Consider the following 24,044-nt stretch of genomic DNA (forward strand, 5'->3'; position numbering starts at 1 on the left):
GCTGAGGTCTGGCGTGCGCTGTGCGTCAAACCATTGTCCGGTTGCGGATTTGTCTTTGAGGCAACCCGTTAACGCAGGGCGCAAACCGCAGTCGGTATTTGCCGGTTTTGGGGGTGTCCACCTTGTGGGCAGACGGGGATCTGAGGCCATGCGGCCTCAAACAGTGGTGATAACAAGAATTGGCCTGAGGGACAGGTCCGCCAGGAGTAAATTATGAAAACAGGCTCCCAGAGTTCATTTTCCGCGCTGCGCAGTAACCCTGCCGCGCTGTTTATGGGTTTCTTGGTACTCGCCACACTGGCGGGGCTGATCGTCAGCATCTATTTGGTGCAGAGCCACGCTGACCGGGATCAGCAGTACCTGGAAGACGTAGCGGAACTGCGCGCACTGTCATATCAGGTAGTGTCCTACGCGCCGGCGGCCACCGCGGGTGACGAACAGGCGTTCGCCAACCTCGAGCAGGTGGTGAACCAGATGACGGCTACCTGGAGCGAGTTGCAGGGCATGGAGCCGGGCAGCCGCCGTGCGCTGGAAGAGGAACTGGCGGTGTATGGCCAGGTCTGGCGCCAGATGCGCGAGCAGGCCGACACCATTATCGGTAACAAGGATTCCATTATCTTCCTGAACGACGTGGCGAGTACCCTGAACGACTCGCTGCCGGAACTGCAGGCAGAGCACAACAACATCGTGGAAATCCTGCTCTCCAACAACGCCCCGGCGAACCAGGTAGAGCAGGCCCAGCTGCAGGTGTGGCGCGCCGAGCGTATCGGCCGGAACATCGACAAGATGCTGCAGGGTGGTGACGACGCGGAATCTGCGGCGGACCAGTTCAATACCGATGCCAGCCTGTTCGGTAAGGTGGTAGAGGGCATGAAAGGCGGTGACGTGGTGATGGGTATCTCCCGCGTAACCGACAGTGAAGCCCGCGAGTCCCTGGAAGAAATTACCGAGCTGTTCGAGTTCGTAAGCTCCTCCGTACGCGAGATCTTCGAAGCGACCCCCGCACTGTTCGCCACCCGTCAGGCGGCGGACGGTATCTCCGCATCTTCTCCCCAGCTGCTGGAAGCCCTGTCGACCCTGAACGACCGCATCGCCAGTCTGTCCAGTGAGCGTCAGCCAAACAACCAGACCATCGCGATTGTTGCCGGTATTTTCGTACTGTTGATCTTCGGCATGATGGTCACCGCCTTCTCCGGTACTCGCCGAAACCTTCGTGAAGAAACTGAAACCAACGAGCGTAACCAGCAGGCGATTATGCAGCTGCTGGACGAGCTGGCCGACCTCGCTGACGGTGACTTGACCACCTCCGCCACGGTAACCGAGGCCTTTACCGGTGCGATCGCGGACTCCATCAACTACACCATTGACCAGCTGCGGGTGCTGGTATCCCGAATCAACGGTGCGGCACAGGAAGTATCCTCCCTGTCCCAGGAAACCCAGCAGACCGCCCTGCATCTGGCCGAGGCCTCCGAGCACCAGGCGCAGGAAATTGCCGGCGCATCCGCAGCCGTAAACGAAATGGCCGTGACCATTGACCAGGTATCTGCGAACGCCGCCGAATCCGCCCAGGTAGCAGAACGCTCGGTACAGATCGCGAGCAACGGTGCCAAGGTGGTACAGAACACCATCAAGGGTATGGATACCATCCGCGAACAGATTCAGGACACTTCCAAGCGAATCAAGCGACTGGGTGAATCTTCCCAGGAGATTGGTGACATCGTAAGCCTGATTAACGACATTGCCGATCAGACCAACATTCTGGCACTGAACGCCGCGATCCAGGCCTCTATGGCCGGTGACGCAGGCCGGGGCTTCGCGGTGGTTGCGGACGAGGTTCAGCGCCTCGCAGAGCGCTCCGCGGCGGCAACCAAGCAGATTGAAGGCCTGGTAAAAGCGATTCAGTCAGACACCAACGAAGCGGTTGTTTCGATGGAATCCACCACCACCGAGGTGGTGCGCGGTGCCCGTCTGGCCCAGGACGCGGGTGTTGCCCTGGAAGAGATCGAAACGGTATCCACCAACCTCGCATCCTTGATTCAGAACATCTCCAACGCGGCACGCCAGCAGGCCTCGTCCGCGGGTCACATTTCCAACACGATGAACGTGATTCAGGAAATTACCTCGCAGACTTCTGCCGGTACTCAGGCTACCGCACAGTCCATTGGTAACCTGGCACAGACCGCTTCCGCGCTGCGCGATTCCGTTGCCGGCTTCAAGCTGCCGCAGGAAGACGAAGTGGAGTCTGAAAGCGATCTGTACGACGGCGATCTGGCCGAGCTTTCCGAAGAGTTCCCCATGCTCGAGGACGAGACCGTTGAAGGCGTGGCGGCTGAGGAAGACAGCCTGGCCGCACTGTCTGGAGAAGAGCGCGAAGAGCGGGCAATGGCCTGATTTACCGCAGATATTCATAACGACAAATAGCGGGCATTTCCGCCCCCTGCCGGTGAGAGGTTTACCGGCAGGGGGCGGAAATGAAAAGCAGCCCAGCAGCGGCGTTCGCGCCGTATGGGCGGGCAAACTGAATTACTGAGGACTTGGCGTGCGTCACGACAATCCCAACTTTGTGGCCCTGGACTGGCTGATCGGTGAAATCAACGAAACGTTGGCCCAGGCGCGCCAGCAGTTGGAAACTTTTGCCTCGGATTCGTCCTCATCTGATGCCGCTGGCGGATCCGCGAATAGTGATGCGGATAACCTGCTGAAAAACTGCCTCAACCTGATCCACCAGGTCCACGGCAGCCTGCACATGGCGGAGCTCACCGGCGCGGCCATGCTCGCCGAAGAAATGGAGCAACTGGTCCACGCTCTCGCCAGTGGTGAGGTGGAAAACAGCGATGAAACGCGCGAGTTCCTGATGCGCGCGTTGCTTGAGCTCCCTCTCTATCTTGAAAAAATTGCCTTCCAGCGCCGCGACAACGCGGTGTTGCTGCTTCCCCTGCTGAACGATCTGCGCGCGGTGCGCCGCGAGCGCCTGATTACAGAGGGCGCCCTGTTTGCGCCGGATTTGTCTGCGCTGGCGCACGCCAGCGGCAATCGCCAGCCCCTGCTCGGCAACAATGCCAAATTACAGGAGCTGGTGGGCAAGCTGCGCAAGATGTATCACGTGGCGGCCGCATCGCTGATTCGCGATGTAAACAGTGGCGAGAGCCTCGCTTACCTGAACAAGGTCAGCGAAAAAATGGCATTGCTGTACAGCGGTAGCCAGCGCCAGCACCTGTGGGAAATCCTGCAGGGCCTGCTCGAAGGCATTGCCGATCACCGAGTCAATGTATTGCCCGCGCTGCGTCAGCTGTTGCGTCGTATCGATGTGGAATTCCGCCTGCTGGCAGGCCAGGGGGCGCGTGTGCTGGATGCGCGCCCGGATCGCGATCTGATCCGCAACCTGCTGTTCTATGTTTACCTCTGCGGCCCCAACGGTCCGCGCACCACCGCGCTGTATCAGAAATACGCACTGGACAAGGCGGTTCCCGGCACCCCGCGCCCGGATACCGAAGATGCCCTGGCCATGGGGCCAGAAGCCATGGGCACCGCAGTGGCCGCACTGCGTGAAGAGCTGGCCAGTGTTCGGGAAGCGCTGGACCCCAGTATCACTACCAATGAACGGGCGCCGCTGTCTGATACGGCGGTCGTTGCCAAGCGTATAGCCGATACGCTCGGTGTACTTGGCCTGGAAAATCAGCGCACTCGTGCGCGCAGCATTTACGAATACCTCCGCGACGCATCTCGCAGTGAAGTGCCCGATGACCTGCTGATGCAGGCCGCCGCCGAACTGGTCCAGCTGGACTCCGGCCTGGCCGCTGCCGCTGAGCGCGATCGCAAGATCGACAGTGAATCACCGCTGATGGGTGAAGCCACCGAGCAGGTACTGCGTGAAGCGCGTATCGGCCTGGAGACTGTCAAAGAGGCGGTGGTGGAATACATCGCCAGTCACTGGGACGCCGGACATCTGTCACTGGTACCCAAGCGCTTGCAGGAAGTCTGCGGTGGCCTGGATATGGTGGGTTACCAGCGTGCGGGCGAAATTGTCGGCGCCTGTCGCAGCTATATCGAAGAGCGCCTGATCAATGCCGGTGATCAGCCGGACTGGAAACTCCTCGATACCCTCGCGGATGCGGTAACCAGCGTCGAATATTATCTGGAGCGCCGTGCCGACGGCATTGAAGACGCCGATATGCTGCTTGCATTGGCGGAAGAAAGTGTCGCGACCCTGGGCTATGCGGTCGCCAACGGCGAAGGTGCTCTGCCGCAAACTGACCAGGCCGATACCGGGGAATCCCCCGAAACCCCCGGATTTGATTCTCCAGCCGCAATTGATGGTGTGGAGCTGTTTGACGAGGCCGGGCAGGCTTCCGCCAAAGATGCGGACGAAGAACAGCAGGCACTGGACAGCTTTGAATTTACCCTTGATCTCGATGAAGAAGAGACGTCCGCACCGGTCGAACCCGCCGATCCGCTGGCAGGCCTGTCGCAATCCGTGCTGGATGATACGGTTGAAATAACGCATGCACAGCCGGTTGTCGAAACTGTCGCGGAAACTGCACCTGAGCAGTCTGTCGATGAGCCTTCGCTCATCGAGGAGAGCTGGTTCGCGGAAGAAAACACCGCGTCTGAAGAGACTGCTCCAGCTGTCGCGTCCGAAGAAATCGATGCCCTGCCAACCCGTGATGAGGTACCGGCTGCCGCAACGCCCGCGGTTCTGGACGAAGACGACGATACCAGCATCATCGACGACGAAATCGTGGAAATTTTCCTCGAGGAAGCCGGTGAGGTACTGGAAACCATTAATCACTACTTCCCGCAGTGGGCCTCGAATTTCGCCAATCGCGATGCGCTGGTGGAATTCCGCCGTGGCTTCCACACCCTGAAAGGCTCTGGCCGTATGGTCGAAGCGCTGGAAATCGGTGAGCTGTCCTGGGCCGTGGAAAACATGCTCAACCGGGTTCTCGACGAAACGGTTTCCCCTGTACGGGCGCATGTACTGCTGATCGAACAGGTGATCGCCAAGCTGCCATCCATGATCGATGGGTTCCGCACGCGTACCGGTGACCCGGACCCCGCGCGCACCGCGGAGCTGGACGGGTGGGCGAAACAGCTTTCTCATGGTGAAGTGCCTGAGGCGCTGATTCAGTCTGCACCGGCACAGGTTGGCGAGCCCGCGAGCAACCTCAGCGAAGACAGCCTGTCAGACGCCGATGACAACGCTCAATTGTGGGAAATTTTTGCCCAGGAGGCGGAGACCCATCTGGCAACGGTGGCGGAATTCCTCCAAGAAATGGATCGCCTGGCGCCGGTGTATGGAATTCCCTCCGATCCGTTGCACCGGGCACTGCACACCCTGAAAGGCTCTGCGCACATGGCGGAAGTCACTCAGGTGGCTGAGCTGATGGCGCCACTGGAGCGGTTTGCCAAGGAGCTGCGCACCTATCAGGTCGCTATCGACAGCGATATTTACGATCTGATCGCTGATGGCGCCAGCTATGTGCGCGACGTGCTGCAACAGATTTATCGCAATGAACCGCTGGCGGTTGAGCGCAGCGGTCAGTTCCTGGCGCGGGTTGCCGAGCTTCAGGAGCGGGCGGTGGGTCATCTGATCCGCGAGCGCGAGGCCAACGAGCCAAAGGCTGTCGACCCACAGCTGCTCGCGGTGATCATGGCCGACGGTATGAAGGTGCTGCTGGACGCCGATCAGATGCTCAACCAGTGGCGCGCGCAGCCGGGCGACAAGTCGATATTACTGCCGGTGGCGGAAGAGCTGGATGTACTGCAGCAGGCTGCCGGTCAGGCGCAATTGCCGACTTTGCAGGAATTGTCACAACTCTTGCTGGCGGTCTATCGCCAGGTTATTGATGGTCACCTGGAAGAAGAGCCGGCTTTGTGGGCCGCGTTAGAGCAGGGGCACAACGAGTTGTTGGACCTGGTGGACGCGGTGGCTGCCTCTACCGACCTGCCTCAGGTTAGCGACGCCGTCGGCGAAGCCCTGCGCACGCTGGCTCAAGGCGATGACAGTGTCGATGAGGAAGACATCGACCTTTCTGAATACGGTATCGACAGCAGCGAATTCAGTTTTGCTGATGTTGACGAGGTCTCTGCAGAGCCGGTTGCGGATCAGCGCGAAGATGTTGCCGATGAGTCCGCAACTACCGAAAATCCGGTGCTGGCGGATCTTGGATTCGACGATCTGGTTGCAGAGGAAGCGGCGGCAGATCTGGTTGTCTCAGAAAGTGATGACAGTAAAGGCCGCGTCGAAGACGTCGTCCCAGAGTTTTCCAAACAAGCACCGGAAACCTTTGGGTCGATTGACGAGCGCGTCATCGAAACCGCTGATGCAGAGGGCGACGCGCCAGAGCTGACCGTCGAATGGCTGGAGGCGGAGCTGTCCGCCAGTAGCGCAACCGCTGAATCCGCGACTATTGAAGGTGCTGCGCCGCAAGAGCTGGACGATACCGACGCTGCACCGGCAACTGCTGTGCAGGCTGAAAGCGCAGACTCAGCTGTACAGTCCGGCGACCAGATCAGCGAAGCCCAGCGTGCGCTACTCACCGACATCGACCCGGACGTGGTTGAGGTGTTCCTCGAAGAGGCCGTCGATCTGATTGACGAGCTGGAAGAATTGATCCAGAGCTGGGAGCAGTCCCCGGACGACCGGGCCATGCCGGAAGCGCTGAAGCGTGTGCTGCACACTTTCAAGGGTGGTGCGCGTATGGCCGCCTTGATGGGCCTGGGTGAGGTGGCTCACCGTTTCGAGACCGATATCGAAAACATGCAGAGCGGGAGCTCGCCATCTGCGAACTTCTTCGCCGACGCCCACGGTATTTACGATCGCATGGCCGCGGGGGTGGAAACTGTACGTGCCTGGATGGGTGGTGATGAGTTGGCCGCCTTCTGTGCACTGTTGGAAACCCAGTGGGCGGATGCGCACACCGGGGCCAGCTTGCCCGCCGAGCAGGAGCCGGTGGCTGCTGAGGTGGTCATCGACGTGCCAGTAGTCGACGACGTCGTTCAGACTGAAGTGGACGAGCAGCTTCCGGTTCCGGTAGAGCCGGAGCCCACTGTGCCCGCAGAGGTGATTCCCGCTGCGGACAAGAGCAATGTTCTGCCGTTTGTGCGCAAGTCGAAAAATGTCGGCGAGCGTGACGGCGGCCAGCCGCGCAACCAGCCTCAGGAGATGGTGCGGGTAGCATCGGAACTGCTGGAAGAACTGGTAAACCTGGCTGGTGAGACCTCGATTTCTCGCGGCCGACTGGAAGAGCAGGTCGGCGAGTTCGGTTTGGCGCTGGACGAGATGGACTCGACCCTGTCGCGCCTGAACGAACAGTTGCGCCGCCTCGATAAAGAAACCGAAGCCCAGATCCAGTTCCGCCAGGAACAGTTGGCAGAGCAGGACGTTGATTTTGACCCGCTGGAGATGGACCGTTACTCGTCCTTCCAGCAATTGTCGCGCTCGCTGCTGGAGTCCACTTCGGACTTGCTGGAATTACGCCAGACCCTGGGCAACAAGGCCCGGGATACCGAAACACTGCTTCTGCAGCAGTCGCGGGTAAATACCGAATTGCAGGAAGGCCTGATGCGCAGCCGCATGGTGCCTTTCTCCCGTCTGGTACCGCGCCTGCGTCGCATCGTGCGCCAGGTCAGCGCGGAGTTGGGCAAGCAGGTGGATCTGGTGTTCTCCAACGTGGAGGGTGAGCTGGACCGTTCCATGCTGGAGCGCATGGTGGCACCGCTGGAGCATATGCTGCGCAACGCCGTGGACCACGGTATTGAATCTCCGGAAAAACGCCGCGACGCAGGCAAGCATGAGCGCGGTCGCATTGCCGTGGCTGTGGCCCGGGAAGGCAGTGAGGTGGTGCTGACCATCAGTGATGATGGTGCCGGTATCAACCTGATGCGCGTGCGCGAAAAGGCCATCGAAAGTGGTCTGATGCGCCCCGATGCGGAGCTGTCCAACAACGAGATCATGCAGTTTATTCTGCAGGCGGGCTTCAGTACTGCCGATCAGGTGACACAGATTTCCGGTCGCGGTGTGGGGATGGACGTGGTATCTGCCGAGATCAAGCAGATCGGTGGCGCCGTATCCATTGATTCCCAAGCTGGTGCCGGGACTGAGTTTGTGGTGCGCCTGCCGTTTACCGTGTCGGTCAACCGCGCTTTGATGGTAAAGGTCGGCGACGATCTGTTTGCGCTCCCGTTGAATACCATTGAGGGTATCGTGCGTCTGAGCCCGTTTGAGCTGGAGCACTACTACCGCTCGCCGGAGGCGCGCTTTGAGTATGCGGGTGAGCCCTATCAGGTAAATTATTTTGGCAGCCTGCTGCAGTCCTCCGCCCAGCCCCGCCTGGCGGTGGAAGATATGCAGATGCCGGTGCTGCTGGTTCGCTCGGATAATACCGCCATGGCCCTGCAGGTGGATGCCATTATGGGCAGCCGCGAGATCGTAGTGAAGAGCCTCGGGCCCCAGTTTGCGACGGTCCAGGGGGTCTCCGGTGCCACTGTGACCGGTGATGGTACCGTTGTGGTGATTCTCGATGCCCACGCGTTGTTGCGGAAACACTCTGCACTGCTGGCGCGCCCGGATACGCCGCTATTGCAGGACGTGCCGGAAGTCAGTGCACGTGAAGAGCCGGAAACCCAAAAGCTTGTTATGGTGGTGGATGACTCGGTTACCGTGCGCAAGGTGACCACACGCTTCCTCGAGCGAGAGGGGTTCCGTGTGATTACCGCCAAAGACGGTCAGGATGCCATCATCCAGCTGCAGGATGTGATTCCCGATGTGATGCTGCTGGATATCGAAATGCCGCGTATGGACGGCTTCGAAGTTGCGCGCAATATTCGCTCCAGTAGCCGTCTGCGGGATATCCCGATCATTATGATTACCTCCCGTACCGGTAAGAAGCACCGGGATCACGCGCTGTCACTGGGGGTAAACCACTACCTGGGCAAGCCCTATCAGGAAGAGGTGCTGCTGGAAGCCATTCGCGATTTCACGCTCGCAGAGTCGGATGTTTGATGGCGGTGAATAAGTACAACTTTGAGACGCCGGTGAACGGCGGAGAGCACACAGCATGAGCGGAAATGGCATAGAAGCCCTGCCCACCACCGAAATGCCCCAGGAGGTCAGCAGTCTGCTGCTGCCGCTGGCGGACGGTCAGTTGCTGGTGCCGGTAGATACACTGTCGGAAATTATTGCATTGCAGAGTCCGGTTTCGGCGTTCGATGCGCCGGACTGGTATATGGGGGAGTTGCACTGGCGTGAGCTGCGGGTGCCGCTGGTTTCCTTCGAGGCAATGCGCGGCAAAGCAATGCCGACCCTGCGCAGCAACTGCCGCATTGCGGTACTGAGCAGCGGGAACCCCGAGGGCGACCTGCCATTTTTTGCGGTAGTTCTGCAGGGCACTCCGCGCCTGGTGCGGGTAACTCCAGAAGAGTTATCCGGTCGCGAAGGTGAGTGCGCCATGGGGGAGTTGATGCACGTGGCCCTGTCCGGCGAAGCGGCTGTGATTCCCGATCTGGCGACCCTGGAGGAGGCATGTCTTGCCTACCGCAGCGCTCGCTGACTTTTCTCTCGACCTGAAAGAAAAACAAAAACGCCGCCCCTTGGGGCGGCGTTTTTGTATTTCTGGCGAGCAGCCTGTTTAGAACAGCTCTTCCGGCAGCGATTCCTGGGCCTGGTCATTTCCAGTTTCAGGCGTGTCGGGGCCGTCGGAATATATGGATGGGTAATTGCTATAGGTCTCCCGGCCGGGTGCCCGACCGGCGCGAAAAATTTCAAAGATGCCGCCACGGGAGGTGCGCAATCCGGTGCGCGGGTTGATGCGCATGGTCACAATCCCGTCCGGTTGTGGCAAGTGGCGCTCCGGCAGGCCATCCAGGGCGATAGACATAAAGTCGATCCAGATTGGCAGCGCCGCGGTGCCACCATATTCATTGCGTCCTAGCGGGGTGTTGGCATCAAAGCCGACCCATGCACTGGTGGCGAGGTGTGGACTGTAGCCGGAGAACCAGGAGTCGCGAGGTCCATTGGTGGTACCGGTCTTACCGGCGATATCGCCGCGGTTCATCGCCAGTGCCTTGCGGCCGGTGCCGCGTTTGACCACGTCCTTCAACATCGAGTCCATGATGAAGGCGGTTTCCGCCGACATGGCGCGAGGTGCGCGCGGACGCGCCTGCTCGTCGGCACTCAGGGGCGCCACCGGCAGGGTGCGGAGCTCCAGTGGCTCTTCCTCGTGGGCGTTCGCAACGGCTTCGTGCTGTACCGACTGCAGGTCAATGGGCTCCGGCGCAGGACCGCGTTCTTGGCCCATTTCCGGGCAGTCCCGACACACGGTCAGCGGCAGTGCCTGATATACGGTGTCGCCGTGCACATCCAGCACCTGATCCAGCAAATAAGGCTCCACGCGGAAACCGCCATTGGCGAATGCTGCGTAGCCGCGCACCATCTCCAGCGGTGTCAGTGCCGAGCTACCCAGGGCAATCGACAGGTTGCGGGCCAGTTTCGAGCGCTCGAAGCCAAAACCTTCCGCGAAGGCCAGCGCGCGGTCCAGGCCCAGCGATTGCAAGAGCCGGATGGACACCATGTTGCGGGACATATACAGCGCCTTGCGCAGGCGTGTGGGCCCCAAAAAGGTGCCGCCGTCGTTCTCCGGTCGCCACACATCTTCCAGATTGGTCTGTTCAAAGATAATTGGCGCATCGTTGATTATGCTGGCGGCTGTATAGCCATTTTCCAGCGCAGCAGAGTAGATAAACGGCTTGAAGCTGGAGCCCGGCTGGCGCGCGGCCTGGGTGACTCGGTTGAAGTGGCTCTGGCGGAAGTCGTAGCCACCCACCAGTGCGCGGATAGCACCATCTTCCGGCTCCAGGGAAACCAGTGCGCCCTGGGCTTCCGGGATCTGAGCCAGGTGCCATTCCTCTCGCGCCTGGGGTTGTTCCTGTGCTTCTTCCTCGTCGAGACCTTGCGGGCTGGCGAAGGGGTCATCGGTGACGTCGGCATTTGCCCGTTCATCGGCAGCGGAAGCCAGGGTGGCCTCGCGGGCTGCTTTCTGCTCTTCGGCGACCTGTTCTGCGCTGACCAGCACCCGGCGCAGGCGCACCACATCGCCTGGCGCGAACATCTCATCAGCGGACTTGAGGCGCGCGCCGCGGGCGTTTTCGGAAATATACGGGCGGATACTGCTGAGGCCGTTCTCCCAGGGAATCTCGATTACGCGGCGGTCGCGCAACTGAACGCTGAGACTCTGTGGGGCTACCACAGTCACCACCGCTGGCTGCAGGCCGCCCAGTACCGGAATTTCCTGCAGCAGATCTACCAGCTGGTCGTTGTCTGCAAGCAGCTCGATATCGAGACGTTGCTCCGGGCCCCGGTAGCCATGGCGGCCGTCGTAGGTTTCGAGGCCATGTTGCAGGGCCTTGCGCGCGGCGTCCTGCAGCTTGCTATCCACGGTGGTAATGACCTGATAGCCGTCGGTGTAGGCGGCGTCGCCAAACAAGTCTACCGCTTCCTTGCGCGCCATCTCCGCCACATAGGGTGCGCTCAGATCCAGATCGCGGCCGTGGTAGCGGGCGGTAACCGGCGCAGTAATCGAGTTCTTGTAGTCGTCCTGGTCGATGTGACCCAGATCCAACATTCGTTTCAGAATCCAGTTCCGGCGCACCAGAGCGCGAGACGGGTTGGCGATGGGGTTGTAGGTGGAGGGCGCTTTGGGCAACCCTGCCATCATCGCCCACTGGGCCAGGTTCAGTTCGTTGATGTCCTTGCCGTAATAGACGTGGGCCGCGGCCTGGAAGCCGTAGGCGCGATTGCCGAGAAATATTTTGTTGATGTACAGGGCGAGAATTTCGTCCTTGCTGAGTTCCTGCTCGATCTGCAGTGACAGCAGGATCTCGTTGAATTTGCGAATAAAGCGCTGTTCCCGGCTCAAGAAGAAATTGCGCGCCACCTGCATGGTAAGGGTGCTGCCGCCAGACTGGATGGAGCCGCTGGCGACCAGCTGGCGCACCGCGCGCATCAGGCCTTTGATCGATACCCCGCTGTGGGAGTAGAAGCCGTCGTCTTCCGCAGCCAGTATGGCCCTGATGAACATGTCGGGTGTTTGATCGATGGTTATAGGGCTGCGGCGCTTCTCGCCAAATTCACCGATAAGCTTCATGTCTCTGGAGTAGATGCGCAGAGGCGTCTGCAGTCGGATGTCGCGCAGGCTCTCCACCGAGGGCAGGCCCGGTTTCAGGTACAGGTAGATGCTGGAAAACGCCATTGCGCCGGCGGCGGCGCCGGCCAGAGCCAGCCACAGCAGTGACAGCAGGCGGTTGCGGGCTTTTTCGGTCATTGAGATGCTTCTGTATACGTCTTGATCAATTTTTCGGGCACTGTTCGACAATTATACGAATAATGTGCACTGATACCTATGCAAAAGGCGGTTGCGACGGTAATTTAAAGTGCTATACCATCAAACCTCCATAACCCACGGAAAAGATAAGAAAAATGGGGATGCTCCCTTTTCTCAACAAGGGCCCGAAAGCCATGCTTGGGCTCGATATTAGCTCCACCTCGGTCAAGTTGCTCGAACTGAGTCGCAGTGGCGACAAATACCGCGTGGAAAGCTATGCAACCGAGCCTCTGCCTCCGAATGCGGTAGTGGATAAAAATATCAATGATGTGGGTGCGATTGCCGAGGCTATCCGCAAGGTGGTGCGTCGGTCCAAGACCCGCCTGCGGCAGGCTGCGGTGGCTGTTTCCGGTTCTGCAGTCATTACCAAAACCCTGGATATGCCTGCCGATCTCTCCGATGACGCACTGGAAGCCCAGATAGCGCTGGAGGCGGATCAGTACATTCCCTATCCGCTGGATGAGGTCAACCTGGACTTTGAGGTGCAGGGGCCGTCCGAGAAGGGTGAGGGTCAGGTGGAAGTACTACTTGCTGCCTGCCGCAGTGAAAATGTTGAACAGCGAATTTCCGCGTTGACCGAAGCCGATCTGCAGCCCGGAGTTGTGGATGTTGAGGCTTACGCCATCGAGCGCGCTTACACCCTGCTGGACAACCAGTTTCCGGCGCAGGAGCAGTTGGTGGTCGCGGTGATCGATATCGGCGCCACCATGAGTGCTCTGTCTGTGATGGTAGACGGGCGCACCGTGTACACCCGCGAACAGCTGTTCGGCGGTCGTCAGCTCACTGACGAGATCCAGCGGCGCTACGGTCTGTCCGCGGAAGAGGCCACACTGGCCAAGCGCCAGGGCGGCAGTGGGCTGCCAGACGATTACTACCCGGAAGTGCTTGAGCCTTTCCGCGACGCGGTGGTGCAGCAGGTTACCCGCTCGCTGCAATTCTTCTATTCCTCCACCTCTTACAGTGACGTTGATTACATCCTGCTGGGTGGCGGCGTTGCTGCGATGGAGGGGCTCGCCGAGCTGGTGGGTGAAAAACTTAACAAGCCCACCCTGGTAGCCAATCCCTTCCGGGATATGAGTGTTGCCTCCCGGGTCAATCGCCAGGCGTTGGCGGGCGAAGCACCGTCGCTGATGATTGCCGCCGGCCTCGCGATGCGCGAAAGGGAGTTCTGATCAATGGCAAAAATTAACCTACTCCCCTGGCGCCAGGAATTCCGGGCGCAGAAGCAGAAAGAGTTCCAGCAGGTTGCTGCACTGGTGGTGATTGCTGCCGGCTTCTCCGTGTTTATGTGGATGAAGACGGTGGATGCGCAGATCGTCAACCAGAACGAGCGCAACCAGTTGTTGAACACCGAAATCACCGCCCTGAACAAGCAGGTCAAGGAGATCAAGGATCTCAAGAAGCGCCGCCAGGAGCTGATCGATCGTATGCGTGTGATCCAGGAGTTGCAGGGCAATCGTCCTTTGGCGGTGCGCTATTTCGATGAGATGGTGCGCTCCACGCCGGAAGGCCTGTGGTTGACGAACGTTAAGCGCATCGGAAAAACGATAAGTATTTCTGGCGTGGCGGAGTCGAACAACCGGGTTTCCTCGTTTATGCGCAGTCTGGATCAGTCCGAGTGGTATCAGTCCCCAAACCTTACCGGTGTGACAGCCAAACCCGAGTTTGGTGAGCAGGCCAGCGCATTTGAGATGACGGTAAATGTCAGCGGTCGAAAAAAAGAAGAGAGCGCTGATGGCGCCAATGATGGAGCGTAATCGTGGCGCTTGAAGATACTCTAAAACAGCTGAATGAATTGGACTTAAACGACATCGACTTCTCCCGTGTCGGTGTCTGGCCCGTTGCCGGCCGTATCGCGTTGTTAGTTGTGATTGCCGCGGTACTTGTTGGTGGCGGCTACTTTTTCATGATCAAGGACCGCTACAGCCAGCTTGATTTTGCGGCAAACAAAGAACGCGAGCTGTTTACCCAGTTCGAGCGTAAATCTTTTGAAGCAAGCAACCTTGAGGCTTACCGCGAACAACTGGTGGAGATGGAAGAGACCTTTGGCGCACTGCTGAAGCAGCTCCCTAAGGATACCGAGGTTCCCGGGTTACTCGAAGATATCGATGAATTTGGTCGCGGCAGTGGGCTGACAATTCAGAAGGTGGCTCTTGAGGGCGAGCAGGTGGGCGAATTCTACGTGGAGCTGCCAATTCGTATCGAAGTGCAGGGCGGATATCACGAGTTCGGTGCCTTTATTTCGGGTGTTGCCGGTATGCCGCGAATCGTGACCCTGCATGACTTCGATATCAACACGAGTAAGGACAGTGCGGCGCTGCTGAACATGGTGGTGAACGCCAAGACCTATCGCTATAAGGATCAGGGAGAGGAAGGATGAAAAAATACTTCGCTCTGACCGCGGCCCTGCTGGCACTTTCCGGTTGTAGTCTCGATGGTAATCACGGTGACCTGCGCCAGAAAATGGCCGCGGTAAAACACAAGCCGAAAGGACAGATAGAGCCTATCCCCACATTCACACCGTACAGTCCCTACGTCTACAGTGCGGCAGCTATGCGCAGTCCATTTATCCGGCCGGTTTTGGAGGCTGATCAACGTTTGGTGGGGCGCAAGCTGGATGTGGCACCGGATATCAATCGGCAGAAAGAGCTGTTGGAACGTTTCCCGTTCGATGCACTTTCCATGGTGGGTACCCTATCGCGGGGTGGCCAGCTCTGGGCCTTGGTAAATGATGGTGATGGGGGAATCCATCGCATCACCATTGGCAACTATATGGGTAAAAACCACGGGCGTGTGGTCAACGCCTCATCGTCACAACTCGATGTACTGGAAATTGTGCCGGACGGCACCGGCGGCTGGATTGAACGGCCGCGGGCTCTGACTTTGGAAGACAAGGACAACTAAAAATGATCACCAAGCAACTCGCCAGTGTATTGGCATGGGGAGCCAATAGGCTGCCGCGCGCGAAAGCGTTGCTGCTGGGCCTGCTGATTCTGCCCCTGGCGGCGCCGGCCCTGGCCAGCCAGTTGAATGATATCCAGTTCTCCGAACTGCCGGGCAGTCGCCTGCAGTTGCGCCTCACTTTCAGTGATGTGCCCCCGGAGCCCACGGGCTACACCATTGAACAGCCCGCACGTATTGTGATGGACTTTTCAGGTGTGGAAAGTGTATTACCGCAGAAAAAGTACACGATGGATATCGGTGCCGCGCGTAGCGCGGTGATCGTGTCCGGTGAAGACCGCACTCGCCTGATTTTAAATTTGGATGAGCTCCCGGTGTACACCAGTGAGCGTGTCGGTAATCAGGTTGTTCTGGAGGTCGGGGCAGACACCGCAACCACCGCAGCGGTTGCGACGGCACCGGTGCACAGCAGCACAAACATCGGTGGCAATGCGCAGTTTAAGCCTGCCGGTAATGTCGGTATCAATAATGTGGATTTCCGCCGTGGTGAAGGCGGTGAAGGCAAGGTCATCGTTAGCCTTAGTGATCCGGCGGTAAATATCGATGTTGAGCGCACCCGCGGCAAGATCGTGCTGACCTTCCTTGGTGCCGAGCTGCCCGCTTCTCTGCGTCAGCGTCTCGATGTGACTGACTTCGCTACGCCGGTAAATGCGATCAGTGTCGACTACGACGGCCGCAACACCGTGATCACCGTGGACCCACATGACGGGGAGTACGACTACCTGGCCTATCAGGCGGATACAGAGTATGTCCTGAGCGTTAAGCCTCTCACTGTGGCGCAGGTGCGCGAGAAGCAGAAAGAATTTGCGTTTACCGGCGAAAAGCTGTCGCTGAACTTCCAGGATATTGAAGTGCGCTCGGTACTGCAGTTGATTGCAGACTTTACCGATCTGAATCTTGTGGCCAGTGATACCGTGCAGGGCCGCATTACCCTGCGTCTTGACGGTGTGCCCTGGGATCAGGCGCTGGAGCTTATTCTAAAAGCGAAGGGGCTCGACAAACGTCAGGACGGGAATGTAATCATGGTGGCGCCGGCCGCTGAAATTGCCGAGCGAGAGCGACGCGAGCTCGAAACCCGCAAGCAGCTGGAAGAGCTTGCCCCCCTGCGTACCGAATATATTTCTATACGCTATGCCGACGCGCGTGAAATCTTCACCTTGTTTGTCGGCGACCGCATGAGTCAAGGGCAGGGTGCTGGCGGTGGCTTTGGCCAGGGTAACTTCGCCGGAGGTCGCGATGATCAGGAAGGCCGCAGTATTTTGTCTCCGCGGGGGAGCGCCATCGTGGATGAGCGTACCAATACGATTATTCTCACCGATACGGACGAAAAAATTGCTCAGTTCCGCGACCTGATTAATGCAATTGATATCCCTATTCGCCAGGTCATGATCGAGGCTCGCCTGGTGACTGCAAATACTGGCTTCCTGCGTGATGTGGGCGTGCGCTGGAACTACATGGAAGACCACAATATCAGCGACGATGCCATTGGTATTGGATCTGGCAGCCAGTTTGGTCAAATCTCTGATGGCGATGGAAATGGCCCGGATTTGTCTGCTCCAACAACGTTGCATGACCCTATGCTGGTTGATCTTGGAGTCACCAATGCAGTTGGCAGTGTGGCCTACGCCATTCTGAAGGATGATTTTCTGCTTGGATTGGAGCTCTCTGCGCTGGAAGATGTGGGCAAGGCGGAAATCGTGTCCCAGCCCAAGGTGGTTACCGGGGACAAGCAGGAGGCGAGCATCCGCTCTGGTGTGGAAATCCCATATTTGGAGGCGACTTCTTCTGGTGCGGCGTCAGTAACCTTCAAAGAAGCTGTATTGCTGCTCAACGTAACCCCGCAGATTACACCGGATGACAATATCATCATGAATCTGAACATCGATCAGAACAGTGTCGGTGAATTGTTCACCAATGTGATTACCGGTGCGCAAATACCGGCAATCAATGTGAACTCACTGCAGACCAAGGTTCTGGTTGCCAACGGGGAAACTATTGTCTTGGGTGGTATTTTCGAGGCGCAAACTATTGAAGGTGAAAGCAAGGTGCCATTTTTGGGAGATATTCCCTTCCTCGGCCACTTGTTCAAGCGGACCAGTCGCGAAGAGGACAAGCGCGAACTGCTGATCTTTATTACGCCCCGCATCATGCAGGACGAGTTCCTCTCCTTCAGCAAGTGATTACCCAGCCCATCTTTCTTGTCGGCCCCATGGGGGCCGGCAAGTCCACTATCGGCAAATTGCTGGCAGCCCAACTCGGGCTGCCTTTTGCCGATTCGGATAAAGTACTTGAAGACCGCACCGGTGCCGATATTCCCTGGATTTTTGATGTGGAGGGGGAGGCCGGTTTTCGCCGACGAGAGAGCGAGGTGCTGGCGGATTTGTGTAACGGCGAAGCACAGGTGGTTGCTACCGGCGGCGGCATTGTGCTGATGCCTGAAAATCGCGCATTGCTTAAAGGGCAGGGCTTTGTGGTCTATCTGCGGGCGAGTTTGGATCAGCTCGTAGAGCGCACTTCAAAGAACAGCAACCGACCACTGCTACAAGTAGATGATCCGCGGGCCAAGCTCGCTGAGATTCTGCGGCAGCGCGAAGCGTTTTATGCGGAAGTGGCGGATCTGGTGTGCGATACCGACCACTGTACCCCCAAGCAGGCAGCGCAACTGGTGACAGACCGTTTGCAAGACGAAGCTGTCGGTTAATACGCTTCTCTAAAAACCCCGAATTCAATATCCCTCCTTTTATTCCGTGCACGTTAGGGAGTAACCATGCACCGTCTAAACGTCGACCTGGGCGAGCGCAGCTACCCGATCCTGATTGGCTCCTCGCTGTTAAATAATCCATCCCACTTTGAGCAGGCCATTCGCGGCAAGCAGGTACTCGTCGTCACCAACGAGACCATCGCGCCGCTGTATCTGGAAAAAGTGCTCGAGGGGCTGAAAGGTTTTACCAAGGTTGATTCCATCCAGTTGCCGGATGGTGAGGCGTTCAAAACCCTGGATACGCTCAACCGGGTATTTGATTCCCTGCTGGAAAAGCGCCACGATCGCTCCACTACCATTGTTGCCCTCGGCGGCGGTGTCGTTGGCGATATGAGCGGTTTTGCGGCTGCCTGCTACCAGCGCGGTGTGGATTTCGTGCAAGTGCCTACCACCTTGCTGTCCCAGGTGGATTCATCGGTGGGTGGAAAGACCGGGGTCAATCACCCGCTCGGCAAAAATATGATCGGGGCTTTCTATCAGCCGCAGCTGGTACTGATCGATATCGATACCCTGAATACGCTCCCTGATCGCGAACTTTCCGCGGGTATCGCGGAGGTTATCAAGTACGGCATGATCTGCGACAAGCCATTTTTCCAGTGGCTGGAACAGAATATGCACAAGCTATTGGCGCGGGATCCGGAAGCGCTCGCTTACGCGGTGGAACGCAGCTGCGCGGACAAGGCGGCAGTGGTTGCGGATGATGAGCGCGAATCCGGCCGTCGTGCCATTCTCAATTTTGGTCATACCTTCGGTCACGCCATTGAAGCGGTCCAGGGCTACGGCAAGTGGTTGCACGGCGAGGCGGTTGCCGCCGGTATGGTGATGGCGGCGGAGCTGTCGCGCCTGCGGGGCTGGATCGATGATGACGAGGTGCAGCGTTTACGTGCCCTGCTAAGTCAGGCGAATTTGCCGCAACAATCCCCTGCGGATATGACGGTCGACGACTATCTGACGGCAATGTCTGTGGATAAAAAGGTGCAGGATGGCAAGTTACGTCTTGTGCTGCTGCATGGGCTGGGCGACGCGCAAATAATCGACGATACGCCCAAAGAGCAGCTGATAGAGGCTTTGCGCGCCTGCGGCGCACGGTGACAGTTCTGTAGTTTTACTACCAAAGTGAGGATTCTTTGACGGCAGTGGGTGTCAAAAGAAGATAAATCGGTTAAACCTGCCGCCAACAGCGGAAAAAACTGACGAATCTTGCAATTGCAGGGGGGCACGAGTAATATTGCGCGCCCCCTCGGTGAAAGCCGGGGATATGAGCCGATAACAACAAGCGCAGGCTCGCATAAAGCGAGTAACCCCAAGCCCCTCACGCGGGCTTTTTTTGTCATTGGGGTACAGAAAATTCAGTGACATCTGCGGCACTTTTGGCTTGAGAGTAGATAAATATACCCCCTGGGATAGCCGTCCGGCTGTGAACTGATTGTCAATGCGCGCAAGCGGGCGGTCAGGGCGTACGGGGGAGCGATAACACTTTGAGGAATTCTATGGGTAGCGGTCTGTATCGATTGGATGAGTTCAAAGATAACTGTGGCTTTGGACTGATCGCCCACCTGAAGGGGCAAACCAGCCACAAGTTACTGCAGACAGCGATTGAGTCGCTGACCTGCATGACTCACCGCGGCGGTATTGCCGCCGATGGCAAAACCGGTGACGGCTGTGGCCTGCTGCTGCAGAAGCCGGACGGCTTCCTGCGCACCGTGGCCAAAACGCAATTTGGCCAGGACCTGACGGACCTGTACGCGGTCGGCTCCATCATGTTGCCGCTGGACGAGGTGGAAGCCGCCAGCGCGCGCGCCATTCTCGAATCTGCGGTACAGGAGCAGGGCCTGCAAGTCGCCGGCTGGCGCGTGGTGCCCACCAATGAAGAGTGCCTTGGCCCAATTGCCAAGCAGTCCCTGCCGCGCTTCGAGCACCTGCTGATTAACAACGCGGAATCTGCGCTGGAGCAGCAGCAGTTCAATGCGCGCCTGTTTGTTGCGCGCCGCAAGGCCGAGCAGCAGCTGACCGATGCTACCTATATTGGCAGCCTGTCTACCTCGGTACTGTCCTATAAAGGCCTGATGATGCCGGCAGACCTGCCGGCCTTCTTCCCGGATCTTGCAGACCCGTCCCTGGAAACCGCCATCTGCGTGTTCCACCAGCGCTTCTCCACCAACACTATGCCGCGTTGGCCGCTGGCACAGCCGTTCCGCATGCTCGCGCACAACGGTGAGATCAACACCATTACCGGTAACCGCAACTGGTCCGTGGCGCGCACCAACAAGTTCATCACCGAGCTGGTACCGGAGCTGTCCGAGCTGAAGCCGCTGGTGAACCGTGTGGGCTCTGACTCCTCCAGCCTGGACAATATGCTGGAGCTGCTCACCGTGGGCGGCATCGACATGCACCGCGCGATCCGCATGCTGGTACCGCCGGCGTGGCAGAACGTGGACACCATGGACTCGGACCTGCGCGCCTTCTATGAATACAACTCCATGCATATGGAGCCCTGGGACGGTCCCGCCGGACTGGTACTGACCGACGGTCGCCACGCCGTGTGTACCCTCGACCGCAACGGCCTGCGTCCGTCCCGCTGGGTCATCACCAAGGACGACTTCATCACCGTTGCGTCCGAAGTGGGTACTTACCAGTACGACCCGGCGGACGTGGTTGCCAAGGGGCGTCTGGGGCCGGGTCAGATTCTGTCTGTGGATACCCTCAAGGGCGAACTGCGCCACACCGCCGAGGTGGATGGCGAGCTGAAAAAAGCCCAGCCCTATAAAAAGTGGCTGAAGGAAAAGGCCCGCCGTATCCGCTCTACCCTGGTGACTGCACCGGTGGACAACAACTTCTCCCTGGACCAGTTCAAGGTTTTCCAGAAGCTGTTCAGCTCCTCCCTGGAAGAGCGCGACCAGGTGATCCGCCCGCTGGCGGAAGCCGGCCAGGAAGCCGTGGGTTCCATGGGGGACGACACCCCGATGGCAGTGCTGTCCGAGGGCAACCGCTGCCTGTATGACTATTTCCGCCAGCAGTTTGCGCAGGTGACCAACCCGCCCATCGACCCGCTGCGGGAAACCATCGTCATGTCCCTGGAAACCTGCCTGGGCCGTGAAAAATCCGTTTTCGAGGAGACCGTCGAACACGCCGACCGCGTGATCCTGTCTTCCCCGGTGCTTTCGCACATGAAGTACACCGCGCTGCTGGATCTCGGCCGCGAGGAATTCACCGCGAAAGTTTTCGATCTGAATTACGACCCTGCGAAGCTGGACCTGAAGAGCGCCATTGAAAAGCTGTGCACTGATGTCGCAGATTCCGTGCGCAAGGACGGTACCGTGATCGTGGTGCTGTCGGATCGCGAAATCGAAGAGGGCAAGCTGCCCATCGATGCGCTGATGGCGACCGGCGCGGTGCACCACCACCTGGTGCACAACGGTCTGCGCTGTGACTCCAATATCGTGGTGGATACCGCCACCGCGCGCGACTCTCACCAGCTGGCATGTCTGATTGGTGTGGGCGCCACCGCGGTGCACCCGTACTTCTCCTACAGCATCATCAATCACCTGATCGAAACTGGTGAGCTGCTGCTGGACGCTGCCACCGCGCAGAAAAATTACCGCAACGGCATCATCAAGGGCCTGCTGAAGATCCTGTCGAAGATGGGTATCTCCACCATCGCTTCCTACCGCGGTGCACTGCTGTACGAACTGGTGGGTCTGTCCCAGGACGTGATCGACCTGTGTTTCCCGGAAGCGCCCGCCCGGGTTCTGGGTGCCGGCTTTAAAGAGCTGGAAGACGATATGCGCGCGCGCGCGCAACTGGCATGGAAACCGCGCAAGAAAGTCTCGCCCGGCGGCCTGCACAAATTTGTTTACGGCGAGGAATACCACGCGTTCAATCCGGACGTGGTGAAGGCGCTGCAGGAAGCGGTACGCACCGGCGACTACGGTGCCTGGCGCGACTACGCCACCCTGATCAACCAGCGCCCGGTGGCCACCCTGCGCGACCTGCTGGGGCTAAAAAAAGACGTGCAGCCGGTGCCGCTGGAAGAAGTGGAGCCCGCGGAAAATATCCTGCGCCGCTTCGATTCCGCTGCCATGTCCCTAGGCGCCCTGTCGCCGGAAGCCCACGAGGCCCTGGCTCAGGCCATGAACCGCCTCGGTGGTCGCTCCAACAGTGGTGAAGGTGGTGAGGATCCGGTGCGTTTTGGCACCGACAAGGTCTCCAAAATCAAGCAGATCGCCTCCGGCCGTTTCGGGGTGACCCCGCACTATCTGGTAAACGCCGAAGTGCTGCAGATCAAGGTCGCCCAGGGCGCTAAGCCCGGTGAAGGCGGCCAGCTGCCCGGCGGCAAGGTCAACGAACTGATCGCGCGCCTGCGCTACTCCGTGCCCGGTGTGACCCTGATCTCGCCGCCGCCGCATCACGATATCTACTCCATCGAGGATCTGGCGCAGCTGATCTACGACCTGAAGCAGGTCAACCCGGATGCGCTGGTTTCCGTGAAGCTGGTTTCCCGTCCCGGTGTTGGCACTATCGCTGCCGGTGTGGCCAAGGCCTACGCGGACCTGATCACCATTTCCGGTTACGACGGCGGTACCGCGGCGAGCCCGATCACTTCCATTCGCTACGCCGGTTCCCCCTGGGAGCTGGGCCTGGCGGAAACCCATCAGACCCTGCGCGCCAACGATCTGCGCGGCAATGTGCGGGTACAGACCGACGGCGGTCTGAAGTCTGGTCTGGATGTGGTCAAGGCGGCCATGCTGGGTGCCGAGAGTTTCGGCTTCGGCACCGCGCCCATGGTGGCGCTGGGCTGTAAATACCTGCGTATCTGTCACCTGAACAACTGCGCCACCGGTGTTGCCACCCAGAACAAGGATCTGCGCGACGAGCACTACATCGGCACCGTGGAAATGGCGATGAACTTCTTCAGGTTTGTAGCCGAAGAAACCCGCGAGTGGATGGCGAGCCTGGGTGTGCGCACCATGGACGAGCTGGTGGGCCGCGTGGATCTGCTGGAGACGCTCGAAGGCCGCACCGCCAAGCAGAAGACGCTGGATCTGTCACCGCTGCTGCACTCAGATCCGCTGCTCGACAGCAAGCCGCAAACCTGTCAGCTGGCCAAGAACGAGCCCTGGGACAAGGGTCTGCTTGCGGAGCGCATGGTGAAAGAAACCCTGCCCGCGATCGAAAACCTGGCCGGTGGCGAGTTCAGCTTCAAGCTGACCAACTGCGACCGCTCCATCGGGGCGCGCCTGTCCGGCGAGATCGCCAAGCGCCACGGCAATCAGGGCATGGTGGACGCGCCGATCAAACTGCGTCTTTCCGGTGTTGCCGGTCAGTCCTTCGGCGTGTGGAACGCCGGTGGTCTGGAGATGTACCTGGAAGGCGACGCCAACGATTACGTGGGCAAGGGCATGGCCGGCGGCAAGCTGGTGATCCGCCCACCCAAGGGCAGCGAGTTCGCCTCCCAGGAAACCAGCATTGTCGGTAACACCTGTCTGTACGGCGCCACCGGCGGCAAGCTGTTCGCTTCCGGCTGTGCCGGTGAGCGTTTCGGTGTGCGCAACTCCGGTGCCTTTGCAGTCGTGGAAGGCGCGGGTGATCACTGCTGTGAGTACATGACCGGCGGTATGGTCGCGGTGCTGGGTAAGACCGGGGTCAACTTCGGTGCCGGCATGACCGGTGGCTTTGCCTATGTGCTGGATATGGATCGTGACTTCTTCGACAAGTGCAACCACGAGCTGATCGAGCTGCGTCGCATCAGCAGCGAGGCCCTGGAGGAATACCAGAGTCACCTGCGCGAAGTGATCGAAGAGTTCGTTGCCGAGACCGGCAGCGCCTGGGGTGCGGAGTTGCTGGACAACTTCGACGACTACCTCAACAAATTCTGGTTGGTGAAGCCGAAGGCTGCCAGCCTCGCCGGACTGCTGTCCGATGTACGCAAGCGCGGCGAATAA

The 24,044-nt window shown here is 59.0% G+C and carries 12 protein-coding genes; 11 read left to right on the forward strand and 1 reads right to left on the reverse strand.

Translation table 11 applies throughout. From position 1 onward, the window contains the following. Positions 1-213 precede the first annotated feature (213 nt). From ACXAG1_RS09580 to ACXAG1_RS09590, 3 genes are all read left to right on the forward strand, one after another. Positions 214-2,391: a methyl-accepting chemotaxis protein gene (locus ACXAG1_RS09580; protein WP_475091467.1), complete on the forward strand. Its 2,178-nt coding sequence runs from the start codon at positions 214-216 to the stop codon at positions 2,389-2,391. Between the two features lie 148 nt (positions 2,392-2,539). Next, on the forward strand, positions 2,540-9,004 hold the full coding sequence (locus ACXAG1_RS09585) for a hybrid sensor histidine kinase/response regulator (RefSeq protein ID WP_475119589.1): 6,465 nt from the start codon (positions 2,540-2,542) through the stop codon (positions 9,002-9,004). Between the two features lie 55 nt (positions 9,005-9,059). Beyond that, positions 9,060-9,551, forward strand: a complete 492-nt coding sequence (locus tag ACXAG1_RS09590; protein ID WP_475091469.1) for a chemotaxis protein CheW — start codon at positions 9,060-9,062, stop codon at positions 9,549-9,551. A 78-nt stretch (positions 9,552-9,629) separates the two neighbouring features. Here ACXAG1_RS09590 and ACXAG1_RS09595 read toward each other — a convergent pair whose 3' ends face one another. Next, positions 9,630-12,320 (reverse strand): penicillin-binding protein 1A, encoded by a 2,691-nt coding sequence (locus ACXAG1_RS09595; protein WP_475119590.1) that lies wholly within the window; start codon positions 12,318-12,320, stop codon positions 9,630-9,632. Positions 12,321-12,475: 155 nt separating this feature from the next. Here ACXAG1_RS09595 and ACXAG1_RS09600 point away from each other — a divergent pair, with 155 nt between their 5' ends. From ACXAG1_RS09600 to gltB, 8 genes are all read left to right on the forward strand, one after another. After that, the gene (locus ACXAG1_RS09600; RefSeq protein WP_475119591.1) at positions 12,476-13,552 is read left to right on the forward strand and encodes a pilus assembly protein PilM; all 1,077 of its coding nucleotides are present in this window, start codon (positions 12,476-12,478) and stop codon (positions 13,550-13,552) included. 3 nt (positions 13,553-13,555) lie between these two features. Then, positions 13,556-14,137: a PilN domain-containing protein gene (locus tag ACXAG1_RS09605; protein ID WP_475091472.1), complete on the forward strand. Its 582-nt coding sequence runs from the start codon at positions 13,556-13,558 to the stop codon at positions 14,135-14,137. A 2-nt stretch (positions 14,138-14,139) separates the two neighbouring features. Continuing rightward, positions 14,140-14,760 carry a type IV pilus inner membrane component PilO gene (locus ACXAG1_RS09610; protein ID WP_475091473.1) on the forward strand — a complete coding sequence of 207 codons (621 nt, stop codon included), beginning with the start codon at positions 14,140-14,142 and terminating at the stop codon, positions 14,758-14,760. Then, positions 14,757-15,284 carry a pilus assembly protein PilP gene (locus tag ACXAG1_RS09615; RefSeq protein ID WP_475091474.1) on the forward strand — a complete coding sequence of 176 codons (528 nt, stop codon included), beginning with the start codon at positions 14,757-14,759 and terminating at the stop codon, positions 15,282-15,284. The genes ACXAG1_RS09610 and ACXAG1_RS09615 overlap by 4 nt, the downstream gene beginning before the upstream one ends. Positions 15,285-15,286: 2 nt before the next feature. After that, on the forward strand, positions 15,287-17,521 hold the full coding sequence (locus ACXAG1_RS09620) for a type IV pilus secretin PilQ (protein WP_475091475.1): 2,235 nt from the start codon (positions 15,287-15,289) through the stop codon (positions 17,519-17,521). Continuing rightward, positions 17,518-18,042, forward strand: coding sequence for a shikimate kinase AroK (aroK, locus tag ACXAG1_RS09625; protein WP_475091476.1), 525 nt, complete (start codon positions 17,518-17,520; stop codon positions 18,040-18,042). The genes ACXAG1_RS09620 and aroK overlap by 4 nt, the downstream gene beginning before the upstream one ends. A gap of 66 nt (positions 18,043-18,108) precedes the next feature. After that, positions 18,109-19,194, forward strand: coding sequence for a 3-dehydroquinate synthase (gene aroB, locus ACXAG1_RS09630; RefSeq protein ID WP_475119592.1), 1,086 nt, complete (start codon positions 18,109-18,111; stop codon positions 19,192-19,194). Between the two features lie 398 nt (positions 19,195-19,592). Beyond that, on the forward strand, positions 19,593-24,044 hold the full coding sequence (gene gltB, locus ACXAG1_RS09635) for a glutamate synthase large subunit (RefSeq protein ID WP_475119593.1): 4,452 nt from the start codon (positions 19,593-19,595) through the stop codon (positions 24,042-24,044).

This window comes from Microbulbifer sp. ABE4_465 (genome assembly GCF_056160765.1).

Excerpts from the sequence above, each read along its gene's own strand:
- gltB (WP_475119593.1), top strand. The coding sequence starts at position 19,593 with ATGGGTAGCGGTCTGTATCGATTGGATGAGTTCAAAGATAACTGTGGC.
- ACXAG1_RS09615 (WP_475091474.1), top strand. The coding sequence starts at position 14,757 with ATGAAAAAATACTTCGCTCTGACCGCGGCCCTGCTGGCACTTTCCGGT.
- ACXAG1_RS09580 (WP_475091467.1), top strand. The coding sequence starts at position 214 with ATGAAAACAGGCTCCCAGAGTTCATTTTCCGCGCTGCGCAGTAACCCT.
- ACXAG1_RS09605 (WP_475091472.1), top strand. The coding sequence starts at position 13,556 with ATGGCAAAAATTAACCTACTCCCCTGGCGCCAGGAATTCCGGGCGCAG.
- ACXAG1_RS09620 (WP_475091475.1), top strand. The coding sequence starts at position 15,287 with ATGATCACCAAGCAACTCGCCAGTGTATTGGCATGGGGAGCCAATAGG.
- ACXAG1_RS09595 (WP_475119590.1), bottom strand. The coding sequence starts at position 12,320 with ATGACCGAAAAAGCCCGCAACCGCCTGCTGTCACTGCTGTGGCTGGCT.
- ACXAG1_RS09590 (WP_475091469.1), top strand. The coding sequence starts at position 9,060 with ATGAGCGGAAATGGCATAGAAGCCCTGCCCACCACCGAAATGCCCCAG.
- aroB (WP_475119592.1), top strand. The coding sequence starts at position 18,109 with ATGCACCGTCTAAACGTCGACCTGGGCGAGCGCAGCTACCCGATCCTG.
- ACXAG1_RS09600 (WP_475119591.1), top strand. The coding sequence starts at position 12,476 with ATGGGGATGCTCCCTTTTCTCAACAAGGGCCCGAAAGCCATGCTTGGG.